Source organism: Mesorhizobium sp. M0227 (assembly GCF_040321855.1).
GTDB lineage: Bacteria > Pseudomonadota > Alphaproteobacteria > Rhizobiales > Rhizobiaceae > Mesorhizobium.
This window is the reverse complement of record NZ_JAMYSJ010000004.1, coordinates 18,826-31,908: the sequence shown is the minus strand read 5'-3', so window position 1 is coordinate 31,908 and position 13,083 is coordinate 18,826. Positions and strand designations below refer to the sequence as shown.

The 13,083-nt window shown below is 63.5% G+C and carries 10 protein-coding genes; 6 read left to right on the top strand and 4 right to left on the bottom strand.

Annotated elements, in window-relative coordinates; translation table 11 throughout:
• Position 1: 1 nt before the first annotated feature.
• From NKJ00_RS07555 to NKJ00_RS07545, 3 genes are all read right to left on the bottom strand, one after another.
• Positions 2-1,435: a UbiA family prenyltransferase gene (locus NKJ00_RS07555; protein WP_023812334.1), complete on the bottom strand. Its 1,434-nt coding sequence runs from the start codon at positions 1,433-1,435 to the stop codon at positions 2-4.
• Positions 1,436-1,637: 202 nt separating this feature from the next.
• Positions 1,638-1,901, bottom strand: coding sequence for a hypothetical protein (locus NKJ00_RS07550; protein WP_023812335.1), 264 nt, complete (start codon positions 1,899-1,901; stop codon positions 1,638-1,640).
• Between the two features lie 154 nt (positions 1,902-2,055).
• On the bottom strand, positions 2,056-4,542 hold the full coding sequence (locus tag NKJ00_RS07545) for a mechanosensitive ion channel family protein (RefSeq protein ID WP_023812336.1): 2,487 nt from the start codon (positions 4,540-4,542) through the stop codon (positions 2,056-2,058).
• 256 nt (positions 4,543-4,798) lie between these two features.
• On the opposite strand from NKJ00_RS07545, the gene NKJ00_RS07540 reads away from it, so the two are divergent.
• The 5 genes from NKJ00_RS07540 (at position 4,799) to NKJ00_RS07520 (ending at position 11,594) form a co-directional block, all read left to right on the top strand.
• Complete coding sequence (locus tag NKJ00_RS07540; protein WP_023812337.1) at positions 4,799-6,058, top strand: sarcosine oxidase subunit beta; 1,260 nt, start codon at positions 4,799-4,801, stop codon at positions 6,056-6,058.
• A 17-nt stretch (positions 6,059-6,075) separates the two neighbouring features.
• Positions 6,076-6,390 (top strand): sarcosine oxidase subunit delta, encoded by a 315-nt coding sequence (locus tag NKJ00_RS07535; protein ID WP_023812338.1) that lies wholly within the window; start codon positions 6,076-6,078, stop codon positions 6,388-6,390.
• Complete coding sequence (locus NKJ00_RS07530) at positions 6,387-9,380, top strand: sarcosine oxidase subunit alpha (protein ID WP_352609508.1); 2,994 nt, start codon at positions 6,387-6,389, stop codon at positions 9,378-9,380. The genes NKJ00_RS07535 and NKJ00_RS07530 overlap by 4 nt, the downstream gene beginning before the upstream one ends.
• On the top strand, positions 9,373-9,975 hold the full coding sequence (locus NKJ00_RS07525; protein ID WP_352609505.1) for a sarcosine oxidase subunit gamma: 603 nt from the start codon (positions 9,373-9,375) through the stop codon (positions 9,973-9,975). Before NKJ00_RS07530 ends, NKJ00_RS07525 begins: the two co-directional genes overlap by 8 nt.
• Positions 9,976-10,151: 176 nt before the next feature.
• Complete coding sequence (locus tag NKJ00_RS07520; RefSeq protein ID WP_352439855.1) at positions 10,152-11,594, top strand: MFS transporter; 1,443 nt, start codon at positions 10,152-10,154, stop codon at positions 11,592-11,594.
• An 11-nt stretch (positions 11,595-11,605) separates the two neighbouring features.
• Here NKJ00_RS07520 and NKJ00_RS07515 read toward each other — a convergent pair whose 3' ends face one another.
• Positions 11,606-12,310, bottom strand: coding sequence for a nitroreductase (locus NKJ00_RS07515; RefSeq protein ID WP_352609502.1), 705 nt, complete (start codon positions 12,308-12,310; stop codon positions 11,606-11,608).
• Between the two features lie 180 nt (positions 12,311-12,490).
• On the opposite strand from NKJ00_RS07515, the gene NKJ00_RS07510 reads away from it, so the two are divergent.
• Positions 12,491-13,078, top strand: a complete 588-nt coding sequence (locus NKJ00_RS07510; protein ID WP_502895795.1) for a helix-turn-helix domain-containing protein — start codon at positions 12,491-12,493, stop codon at positions 13,076-13,078.
• The last annotated feature ends 5 nt before the right edge of the window (positions 13,079-13,083 follow it).

Sequence of the window (13,083 nt, the reverse complement as noted above, 5' to 3'; positions counted from 1 at the left end):
CCTACCAGCCCCCGATGACCAGCATCACCGCACCGATCAGCACCACGATCTGGCTGCGCCAGTCGCGGATGATGAACACGACCGGATCGTCATGCATCTCGTTGCGGCGCGCCAGGATCCAGACGCGCATGGTGAGATAAAGCACGATCGGCGCCAGCGGCCAGATCAGCCATGGATGCGGATAGAGCTCCCGCACCGCGACACTGTCCATGTAGAGCGCCAGCACCAGCGCCGAGGAGAAGGCCGAGGCCATGCCGGCCTGGGCGACGATCTCCTGGTCTTCGGTGCGATAGCCGCGGCCGGCAATGCGCTCGCCAGGCGGAATGGCGGTGGTGCGCAATTCGACGAAGCGCTTCACCAGCGCCAGCGACAGGAAGAAGAAGATAGAGAAGGCCAGCAGCCAGAACGAGACGTCGACGCCGGTCGCCGCCGCACCGGCCAGGACGCGGATCGTGTAGAGGCCGGCGAGCGTCAGCACATCGACCAGCAGCATGCGCTTGAACGACAGCGAATAGGCCGTGGTGACGACCATGTAGCCGCCAAGCACAGCCAGAAATTCGTGCGACAAGAACAGCCCGGTGCCGAAGCCGATCGCCAAAAGCATCGCAATCGCGCCAAGTCCGAACGGGATCGACAGCGCACCGCTGGCGAACGGCCTGTTGCGCTTGGTGAGGTGTTTGCGGTCGAGCGCGAGGTCAAAGAAATCGTTGAGGATGTAGATGGCCGATGCCACCGCACTGAACGAGACGAATGCCAGCAGGCATTGCCAGATCATGTCGGTGTTGAAATATTCGTGCGAGAGCACCATCGGCACTGCGATCAGCGAATTCTTCAGCCACTGATGGACACGCAGCATCTTGACGATGGTCCGCAAAGTCGGCTTCGGCGCCGGCATCGTCTCGGCGCCATGTGCCGCCTGCCAGCGCGCGGCATGGCGGTCGGGCGCGACGACGATCGCGTTGCGCGCTGCATCAAAGACTTGGAGATCGTGACGGCTGTTGCCGGCATAGTCGAAACCGCCATCACCATAGGCTGCGATCAGCGAAGCGCGCTTCCTGCCCGAGGTGAGATTGGCGAGACCATCGGTGGCCAGCACCTGGTCGAAAATGCCGAGATGGACCGCGATGGCATCGGCGAACTTGCGCGGCGTGCCGGTCGCCAGCACGATCTTGCGGCCTTCGGCATGCTCGGTCCGGAGGCGGCAAAGCAGCACCTCGCGATAGGGCAGCGATGCCGGATCGATGTCGATGCGCTGCGCGATTGCCTGCTTCAGCCGCGCCGGTCCGCCGGCGGCCCAGAAAGGCACGAGGAAGATATAGAGCGGGTTCTTCTTGAGAAGGATGAACAGCCCTTCCCACAACAGGTCGGTCGCGATCAGCGTGCCGTCGAGATCGACCGCAAGCGGTATTGCGTTCCTGTCCGACCGCGCATCCATGTCCTACCCTGCCCGCGTAGAGTTGCGCGCCGCTTTTCGGCGTCTTGAGGCTGGTATAGCGGGCGATGACGTAGCGAACGTTAAAACGCACGGTTGCAGACGGCTGCCATGGGGGTATTTCCGGCGTCATTGTTAAACAACCGCTACCGGAAACGATAAAAGGCCGGGCAAATTCCGGGCCTCCGCAATCGTGACGCCAGGATTACTTGATGCGGGCGACACCGCCCGAAATCTCGACGGTTTCCGAACCGGTCAGGGCTTCGAGGTCGCCATTGGGCAAGGTGACGAAGCAGCCATTCGGGCAGAACTCAACCGTTTCGCCACCGGCCAACGCAAGGTCGGTCTTGCTGCCGCCCTCGGTGACGACCAGCGTTCGGGTCTCGGCGTCCTTGTTGACCGCGCTCGCGGCATGGACCGAGCCGATAGCGGCGACCAGGGCGACGGCAGCGACGAGAGACTTCCACATGGTGCAATATCGGTGTTCCCACCGCCTCTGTTGCATTTCGCAAGGCATTTTCGCCTTTGCATGGAGCTTATATGAGATGGAAGCTGAACCGCAACTGAATGCCCCATTCATGCCGCAATCGGCTTTCGATGGTTGAGACCCACCGATTCCCAGCCTAGTCCGGATCTGGCTTCCTGGTTTTGCGGGACTTGACCAGTCGCTTCTTCTCCGCCTCGGCTTCGGCCTTCACCTGCTCCTGTTCGGCGAAGTCGGCCTCGATCTTGTCGTCGTCTGTCGGCCAGGCCTTGGGCTTGTGGGCCTCGACCACGGCGCGTGGCGTCGAGGGCATCTCGATGTGTTCGCTGCTGAATTTTTCAAGCACGGCAAAACGGATGTCGTTCTGCGCGATGTTGCCGTTCATCACATCGGCCAGGAACACGCGGATCTCGAATTCCAGGGCGGCAGGGCCGAAATTGGAAAACAGCACGAAGGGTTCGGGGTTCTTCAGCACCATCGGGTGGCTGCGGGCGATCTCCAGCAGGACGGCATGAACCTGCTTGACGTCGCTGCCATAGGCGACGCCGACCTTGATGTCGATGCGGCCGAGCTTGTTGCGGTGCGTCCAGTTGCCGACGGCATTGTTGATCAGGTTCGAGTTGGGCAGGATCACCGATTGCCGCTGGAAGGTTTCGATCTCGGTGGCGCGCACGCTGATCTTCTTGACTGTGCCGCTGACATCGCCGGCAACGATCCAGTCGCCCACCTTGAACGGCCGTTCGGCCAACAGGATCAGGCCGGAAACGAAATTAGACACCACGTTCTGCAGGCCAAAGCCGATACCGAGGGAAAGAGCGCCGGCGACCAGCGCCAGGCTGGACAGGTCGATGCCCGCCGCCGAGATGCCGACCAGTGCCGCGAGCGCGACGCCGGCATAGCCGACCGCCAGCCGGATCGAGTTGCGCACGCCGGTATCGACCTTGCCACGCGCCATCACGGAACCGTCGAGCCAGCCCTGGAACCAGCGTGTCAGGAAATAGCCTATGACGAAGACGACGATGCCGGAGAGGATGCCGGTGACCGAGATCGTCACCGAGCCGATGTTGATCCCGGTTGCGAGCTTGTAGGCCCAGGCCTGGATATCGCCGGGCTGGAAACCCCACATCAGCAGGATCAACGGCAGGAACACCAGCACGATCATCACATTGATGGCAACGCTGACGACAAGGCCGAGCTGGTCGAGGGCTGTATCCTCGTAGCTGGATTTGGCCGACAGCCAGCGCCCGACGGTCGTGTTGGCGAAAGCACCCTCCTCGCCGATCGCCTGCGCCGACAGGAAGCCGATATAGGCGGTGATCAGCACGGTGCCGGTAACGACGACCTGCAACGAAACGAACAGAGCAAGGCCGATGTAACCGAGCAGCGCCGCGACGATGGTGAAAAGACCGAGCGCAAGCGCCGTATAGCGCAGCCATGCCGGCCAAGGCCGCCAGCTTCCGTCACGCGCCTTGAACGGCCTCAGCATCGCCATCAGGATCAGGATGACGCCGACGATGATGGTGGCGCCGAAACTGCGGGCGATGGTCAGCGACAGCGGCGAGCCCATTTTGTCGTTGATGACCGACAGGAAATAATTGACGCCGATGACCACGGCCATGGCGGTCGTCAGCCGCACCAGCCAGCGCGCCGGACCTGTCTCGACGGGGATAAGGCGCCAATTCGGCAGCCGCGGCTCGAGCGCCGCATTGGTCAATCGGTTGACGCAGAACACCACCCCGATGACGGCCGCGAGCGCATTCAGGAAGAGGCCGATGTCGCCACGCAACACATTGTAATAGTTGAAAAAGAACACCGTGGAGGCCAAGAACACGCCAACCGCCAGCGTCGGCAGCAAGGTCGACCAGAAGGCCACCGACAAGCGGCTGAGATAGGATGGATCCTCATTGGCAGGGTCGGCTTCGAACACGCGCCCGAACAGGCGCCGGCCACCGACCAGCAGCACCAGCGCCAGCCCGAGCGCCACGAAGGTTGCCGCCAGAATGGCCTGGAACTTGAACTTGAAAGCGAAGCTTAGCCATGACGACACCGCTTTGTAGAAATTGCCGAATTCGTCCCTGGCGTCCGAAAAGACCTGCGGGCTGAGCGCGTCGGACAGCACATAGCGCTTGGTGAGCACATTGCGGAACAGCTCGCTGCGCATGTTGCCGATCTTGTCGATCAGCCCGCTGATGCGGATCGAAAGCGATTGGGCTTGCGCAATGACGGCATTGATCTCCGCCTTTTCCGACACCAGCGCCTCGCGTTCGCCGCTGACGATGTCGGGCTCCGGCGGCTGACCCGCGGCAGGTGCCGCGCCAAGCTGCTCAAGACGGCTGTTGATCTCGCCAAGACGCGTACGGAAGGCCAGTGCGCTGTTCAGCGATTGCCGCGACAGCTCCTCGAGTTGCAAGCGGATATCGACAAGGCTGCTATCCTCCTCGCCGTCCTGCTGTATCTGCTTCTCGAAATTGTCGGTCTTGGTCGTCAGCGCCTGGATGATCTTCTGCTGGTCGGCGACCAGTCCGGCAGGCGCCTGGCCAAGCCCCTGTGCCACCGCATCGAACGACAGCGGCGCCGAGACGACAAGCGTGAGGATCAAAATGAGACGAAGCAATCGGAAAAGCATGATTTGTTGGCGACTCATCGGCGGCGAAGGCAATTTGAAAGCCTGTCCTTGATAAAGACGGCCCTATCATGGGGCAAGCCGTCGCATCGCGGACTCATCCGATCATTGACCTCACTGATCCTGACTCTCATTGAGCCCAGACCCCATTGATCCCCTGACCGATGCGTCGGCCAGTCGAAAGGCGATGGCGCAATATTGGCTTTGCCGGTGCGGCCTGCTCTATAGTCTGCCGCATCGCCCGAACCGGATGACATCAATGGCAGAGTACTCGGCCTTTTCGCTGCTCGCGAACGCGCTCAAGGGAAACAAGGATTGGAAGCCGGCATGGCGCAAGCCGGACCCGAAGGCGTCCTATGACGTCATCATCATCGGCGGCGGCGGTCATGGGCTGGCGACCGCCTATTATCTTGCCAAGGAACACGGCATCACCAATGTCGCCGTTGTGGAAAAGGGCTGGCTCGGCTCCGGCAATGTCGGCCGCAACACAACGGCGGTGCGCTCGAACTATCTGCTGCCGGCCAACACCCGCTTCTACGAACACTCGATGAAGCTGTGGGAAAACCTTTCGCACGAGCTCAACTACAATGTCATGTTCTCGCAGCGCGGCTGCCTGAACCTGGCGCACACGCCGGCCCAGTTCGACGACTATGCAAGACGCGGCAATGCCATGCGCCATCTCGGCGTCGATGCCGAACTGATGACGAAGGCTGAGATCAAACGTCTGATTCCGGCGCTCGACATCTCCGACAGCGCGCGCTTTCCGGTGGTTGGCGGCCTGATGCAGCGACGCGCCGGCACCGCCCGCCATGATGCGGTGGCCTGGGGCTATGCGCGCGGCGCCGACCGTCGCGGCGTCGACATCATCGAAAACTGCGAGGTCACCGGCTTCCTGCGCGACGGCGACCGCATTTCAGGCGTGACGACGTCCCGTGGCGACATCCGCGCCAGGAAGGTGGCCGTTGCGGTCGCCGGCAGCACCGGGCGTGTCATGCAGCTTGCCGGTATCGAGACAATGCCGATCGAGAGCCATGTGCTGCAGGCCTTCGTCACCGAATCGCTGAAACCCTTCATCGACACGGTCGTCACCTTCGGCATGGGCCATTTCTACATGTCGCAGTCGGACAAGGGCGGCCTCATCTATGGCGGCGACATCGACGGCTACAACAGCTACGCCCAGCGCGGCAATTTGCCCGTCGTCGACGAGGTGATGAGCGAAATGCTGGCGCTGTTTCCGGGCCTTGCGCGCGTGCGCATGCTGCGCTCCTGGGGCGGTGTTTGCGACATGTCGATGGACGGCTCGCCGATCATCACCACCGGCCCCCTGCCCGGCATGTATCTCAACTGCGGCTGGTGCTATGGCGGCTTCAAGGCGACGCCGGCTTCCGGCTGGTGCTTCGCCTGGACCATCGCCAAGGACCAGCCGCACGATCTCAACGCCCCCTTCACCCTCGACCGCTTCCACCGCGGCCTGGTGATCGACGACAAGGGCCAGGGTGCAAACCCGCGGCTGCATTAGGCCTTAGGTAGAGTTCAATGTTGATCACTTGCCCCTATTGCGGCCCGCGCGACGTCATCGAGTTCACCTATCAGGGTGACGGCAACCGTGAGCGCCCCGACCCCGCCTCGCAGAATTTCGAGGCGTGGAACGCCTATGTCTATGACAGGCTGAACCCGGCCGGGGATCACAACGAGATCTGGCAGCATTCCGGCGGTTGCCGCACGCATCTGCGCGTCGTGCGCAACACGCTGACGCATGAGATTTCCAGCGTTGCTTTTGTGCGCGGTGATCATCAAGGGCGCGGCGATCATGGCTCCGCCGCGCGCCGCAAGGCGGAGGACAAGTCATGAGCCCGCGCCGCACCGACACCGGCGGCCGCATCGACCGGCTGAAAACCATCCGCTTCACCTTCGATGGCGCGGCCTACACCGGCCATGCCGGCGACACGCTGGCGTCAGCCCTGCTGGCCAAGGGCGTCACGCTTTACGGACGTTCGTTCAAATACCACCGCCCGCGCGGCCTGCTCACAGCCGGCGTCGAGGAACCCAACGCGCTGGTGACGGTGCTGAAGGGCGAGGTTCGTGAACCCAACATCCCAGCGACCATGGTCGAGATCCATGACGGCCTGGTTGCCATCAGCCAGAACCGCTTTCCCTCGCTTGCCTGGGACATCAACGCCGTCAACCAGCTCGGCGGCAAGATCCTGTCGGCCGGGTTCTACTACAAGACCTTCATGGGACCGGTGTTCGGTCCGCTCAAAGGCACGCGCTTCTGGATGTTCTGCGAACACTTCATCCGTCGCGCCGCCGGCCTCGGCAGCGCCGGATCGGCAAAGGACCCGGCCCGCTACGAACGCATGAACGCCTTTTGCGACGTGCTGGTGGTCGGCTCCGGCCCCGCCGGCCTGATGGCCGCCAAGGCTGCCGCCGATCAGGGCGCCCGCGTCATGCTGGCCGATCTCGAGCCGCGTTTCGGCGGCTCGGCCAACTGGTCCGATGAGACGATCGACGGCGCGCCGGCCGCAGACTGGGCCCGTCGCACCGTCGCCCAGCTCGAAGGCCGCGACAATGTCCGGCTTTTGCCGCGCACCACGGTGTGGGGTTATTACGACAACAACACGCTTGCCGCGCTCGAACGGGTCAGCGACCACAAGGATCAGCCAGGCAAGGGCGAGCCGCGCCATCGCTATTGGGCGATCCGCGCCAAATCCGTGGTCCTGGCCACTGGTGCGTTCGAGCGGCCGCTGGTCTTCCCCGGCAATGACCGGCCAGGCGTGATGCTGGCGCATGCAGCCGAGCGCTATGTCAACGAATTCGGCGTGCTGCCGGGCGAGCGGATCGCACTGTTCACCAACAATGACAGTGCCTATCGGGCGGCCGTCGCCTTGAAGAAGGCCGGTGCCGCGGTCGTCGCCATCGCCGATGTCAGGCCGGAACTTTCGCCGGAGACGCGCAAGCTGGCCGCGGAAGCGGAGGCCGAGATCTTCGCCGGCCATGCCGTCGTCGCCACCGAAGGCGGCAAGGCGCTGTCCGGCCTCAAACTGCAGCGCTTCGACATGATCAATGGCACGCTCATCGGTGATGCCCGCAGCATCCACGCCGATTGCCTGCTGATGTCGGGCGGCTGGTCGCCGACCATCCATCTGGCCAGCCAGGCCGGTGCCAAGGCGGAATGGAACGCCGCGCGGCAAGCTTTCCTGCCGCCAAAGCCGACACAGAGCTGGATTGGCGCCGGCGCTTTCACTGGCAGTTTTTCCACCGCCGAGGCCATCGCCGAAGGCCGCGCCGCCGGCCTCGCCGCCGCCGGTGGAACGAGCACGCCGGCCGTGCTGCCGACGGTCGAAGCAGCACCTGGCGATCCCGATCCGGCACCGGTGTTCGAGATCAGGGCCAAGGGCAAGAGCTTTGTCGATTTCCAGCACGACGTCACGGCAGAAGACGTGCGACTTGCACACCGCGAAGGCTTCGTCTCGGTCGAGCATCTCAAGCGCTACACCACGCTCGGCATGGCGACCGACCAGGGCAAGAGCTCCAACGTGCCTGGCTTGGCCATCATCGCCGAAGCGCTGGGCAAGCCGATCCCCGAGGTTGGCACGACACGCTTCCGGCCGCCTTTTGCGCCGGTGTCGATCGGCTCGCTGGCGGCGGAACGCTTCGGCGACCTGAAGCCCGAGCGACTGACGCCGATGCATGACTGGCATCTGGCCAATGGCGCGACGATGTATTCCGCCGGCCTCTGGTATCGCCCTATGATCTACGGGCTTTCAGGCGAAACGGTCGAGCAGGCCTATGTGCGCGAAGCCAAGGCGACACGCGAAAGCGCCGGCATCGTCGATGTCTCGACATTGGGCAAGATCGCCGTGCAGGGCCCCGACGCCGCCGCATTCCTCGACCGTGTCTACACCAACATGTTTTCGACGCTGGCCGTCGGCAAGGCACGTTACGGCCTGATGCTGCGCGAGGACGGCCTTGCCTTCGACGACGGCACCACATGGCGGCTCGGCGAGCAGGATTTTCTGATGACCACCACCACGGCCAATGCTGGCAAGGTGATGCAGCATTTGGAATATTTCCTCGACGTGATCTGGCCGGAGCTGAAAGTCCACGTCACCTCGGTGACCGACGAATGGGCAGGTGCCGCGATCGGCGGGCCGAGGGCCAGGCAGATCCTTGCCGCTTGCGTCACCGGCACCGGGGTCGACAATGCCACCTTGCCCTTCATGGGCATCGTGCGTGGCGATATAGCAGGCGTGCCGGTGATGATATGCCGGCTGTCCTTCTCCGGTGAAATGGCCTTCGAGGTCTATTCCGGCGCCGGCTTCGGCACCCATGTCTGGGAAGCGCTTGTTGAAGCCGGCAAGCCGTTCGGGCTGGTCACCTACGGGCTCGAGGCACTGGGCACCATGCGCATCGAAAAGGGCCATGTCACCGGCGCCGAGATCGATGGCCGCACCACGGCACGCGACCTGCATCTCGACTGGATGCTGTCGAAGAAGAAGCCTTTCATCGGCTCGGCGATGATGGACCGCGAAGGCTTGATCGCATCGGACCGCCTAGAACTGGTCGGCCTGATCGCCCTCGATAACCGGCCGCTCAACGGTGGCGCCCACATCGTCGAGGAGGTTGACGAAGCCAATCCGCACGACTCCATCGGCCATATTACCGCCTGCTGCTATTCGCCGGCGCTCGGCAAGCATATCGCGCTGGCGCTGGTCAAGGGCGGCAAGGCACGGCAGGGCACGCGCGCCCATGTCTCCGACCCCTTGCGCAACCGCTTCGGACCGGTCGAGATCGTCTCCAATCACTTCTTCGATCCGGACGGGAGCCGCATGCATGGTTGAGCGCCAATCACCCGAGCCCTTGTCGCCGCTTGAGCCCGAATTCCACGTCGGCTCGCACGGCAATTTCGAGCATGGCGTCGAGATCATCCTGACCGAGACGAGGCCGGGGTCGATCGTGCAGCTCGCCGCCTGGCCCGGCGAGGAGAAGAAGCTGATCGCGGCCATCCGCACCGTCACCGGGCTTGCCCTGCCCGATGGCGCCGGCGGCGGCCTGAGCGACGGCGTGAAGTCGGTTTTCGGCTTCGCGCCGGGAAAGTTCACGGTCGCCGACGAGGCCGAAGGGCTGGCAGCAGCCTTTGCCAAGGCGGTGCCCCCGGCCATCGGCACGGTGACCGACCTCTCGCACGGCCGCACCGCCATCCGCATTGCCGGGCCGAAGGCCGAATGGGTACTGGCGAAATTCTTCGCCATCGACTTTTCGCTGCCGGCCTTTCCCATCGGCGCCGGCCGTTCGACCACCCATCACGATGTCTTCGCCCAGATCCAACGCACCGGCGCCGACCAGTTCGACACCTATGTCTTCCGCTCGTTTGCACGCTCGTTCTGGAAGGCGCTCTGCCACGCCAGCGAGGAAGTCGGCTACGAGGTGCAGTAGGCGGCGGCGCCGAACGGTCGCATCGCTCCTGCTTCTGGCATCAAGGCCAGCCGGTTCTGCCGCTAGAGAATCTGGCCGCAGGCGCCCATGGTGCGAAAACGTGGCCGCCCAACCGGCCCAGGGATATGAAATCCCTTCTTCAAGAGTCGGCACATTCGTTTGGTTCGAACATCTCCATGACCGCAGAACTATCCGCCGGCGCCACGGATCGCGCCGATGTGCCGGCCAGAGCCTTGCTCCTGCTGCCGCTAACGGTCGCCTGCGGCGTGTTCATGACCAGCCTCGACCAGAATGTCGTGGTGACCGCGCTGCCGGGCATCAGCGAAAGCCTCGGGCGTCCGCCCAGCCAGCTCGGCCTCTTGATTACCGTCTATGTCGCCAGCCTGATCATCTCGATGCCGCTTGGCGGCTGGGCCGCCGACCGCTTCGGACTGCGCAACGTCTACTGCTTTGCCTTGCTGGTGTTCGCCGCCTCGTCGGCGCTCTGCGGGCTGTCCGACAACATCTGGACGCTGGTCGGCGCCCGCGCGCTGCAAGGCTTTGGCGGCGCCTTGATGGGCACGCTCGGCCAGGTCGTCATCCTGTCGACCTTTCCGCGCAGCCGAACGCTGAAGATCAACATGTACATCTCGCTGGCCGGCCAGTCCGGACCGTTGGTCGGTCCGCTCGTCGGCGGCGCGCTGACCACCTACATTTCCTGGCGCTGGATCTTCTTCATCAACGTGCCGTTCGCGCTGGCTGCGGCAATTCTTGCCGCCTCGCTGTTTCCGACGATGACCAAGCCGGTGCGCACGCCGTTCGATTTTCCGGGCTTCCTGCTGGTCGGCAGCGGCATGGTCCTGCTGGTCTTCGGCATGGATTCGCTTGCCGCCAAGGATGCCGCGGGCGGCATCATCGCCGCCGAACTGGCGCTGGCGCTCGTTATCCTGACCATCGCCTCGTTCTACTGCCTGCGCGTGCGCAATCCGCTGCTCGATCTCAAGCTGTTGCGCATCCGTACCTTCCGCATTTCGTTCCTCACCGGTGGCGGGCTGGACACGATCGGCCTCAGCTCCGTCGTCTTCCTGCTGCCGCTGATGTTCCAGCTCGGCTTCGGCATGAGCGCGGTTCAGGCGGGATCGCTGACCTTCGTCGCCGCGGTCGGCTCCGTGGCCATGCGGTTCTTCATGCCGCGTGTCCTCAACCGTTTCGGCTTTCGCCGCGTGCTGGTCTACAACACGCCCATCGTCGCCGCCCTGGTTGCCGGCTTCGCGCTGATGCAGGCGACGACGCCGGTATGGATCGTGCTCACCTACATCTTCGTCTTCGGCGTCTTCCGCTCCGCGCAATGGGCCTCGACCGGCAACCTCGCCTATTCCGACATCGCGCCCGAGCAGCTCGCCCGTTTCAGCGCGCTCTATTACATATTATGGCAGCTGGCAGTGGCGATCAGCGTTGGCCTGGCCGCCGCGGCACTGTCGTTTCTGGCGGGCGGCGGCCCTGCCGTCGCCGACGACTTTCGCATCCTGTTCGTGATCGAGGGCGTCATCACGCTCTGCGCGCTGCTTGCCTACCTCAAGCTGACGCCGCAAGACGGCGTCCATGTCAGCGGCCACGGCGCACAGATGAACACGGAATGAAGCTGGCTGGCTTACTCGCTGAACGTCACCCACTCTTCCAGCGGCACGCGGTCGGTGCGGAAGGCGTTTTCAGGTTTTGACGTATCTTCGTAACCAACCGCCATGCCGCAGACGACGATCTCTTCGTCCGGAATGTCGAGCACCGGCCTGATCTGCCGGTGATAGGGCGCGAAGGCCGCCTGCGGACAGGTGTGCAGACCCCTGCCTCTAGCTGCGACCATGATGTTCTGCAGGAACATGCCGTAGTCAATCCACGAGCCCTGGTTGAGGCGGCGGTCGATGGTGAAGATCATGCCGACCGGAGCGTCGAAGAAGACGAAGTTGCGGTCGTGCTGGGCGCGCATCTTGTCGACCTCGCGGCGACCAATGCCGAGCGCGCCATAGAGGCCGAAACCGTTGGCGCGGCGGCGGGTCAGATACGGCTCGAAGAACTGGGTGGGATAATACCGGTACTCGTCCCAATCGGCTTTTTCGGCGCGAATGCCGGAATTGAGAATGGCGTCTGATATCCGCTGCTTGCTCTCGCCCTTGGTGACATAGACTTTCCATGGCTGCATGTTGGTGCCGGATGGGGCGCGCGCCGCAACCGCCAGAATGGCGCGGATGGTGTCGTCGTCGACCATGTCGGGCAGGAATGCGCGCACCGAACGGCGCGACAGGATCGCCTCGTCGACAATCTCGGCAGCGCCCGCAATTCGGGGGTTATTTTCCAGCATGGGCCGTCCCTTACCCTTTGTCTCGATCGGACGTCCCCACTCGCCGCTCTCGGCGGAGCCTTTGCATGAACCATCAAAATCGCGCAAGCAAATCTTGTGCTTCCGTGAAAATCTACTTGATTTTTTCATGAGCTTGATTTCTCATGAAATTTGAGCGGATTTTTTCATGAAGAGAGCGTTTTGCCTTCGACTACCGCAAGAACATTGCAGGGACCTGACGAACGCGTGCTGGCCGGCGACATCAGGGCCCTGCGCAAGGCGCGCGGGCTGACACTCGCCGAGATTGGCCTGAATCTTGGCCGTTCCGTCGGCTGGGTCAGCCAGGTCGAACGCGGCCTGTCGACGCCATCGCTCGGTGACCTCAGGGCCTTCGCCGAACTGTTCGGCGTGCCGATCAGCCTGTTCTTCAGCCATGACGTACCTGTCGAAAGCGAGCGCGGCGTGGTCGTGCGCGCCGGCAGGCGCCGCACGCTTGGCACAAGCGAATCCGGCCTGGTGGAGGAGCTTCTGTCGCCCGATCTCGGCGGTAGCTTCGAGATGGTGCGTTCGGTCTTCGCGCCAGGCGCGGAACTGAAGGCCGAGGCGCAGCGACCGACCGAGGAAGCCGGATACGTCGCGTCCGGACTGTTCGACATCGAGATCGGAGGTGTCTGGCATCGGCTTGGCGAGGGCGACTCCTTTCGCTTCGAAGGCAAGCCCTACCGCTGGCGCAATCCGGGTGCCGAGCCGGCAATTGTCATCTGGGTGGTTTCACCACCCGTCTATTGAGTTCA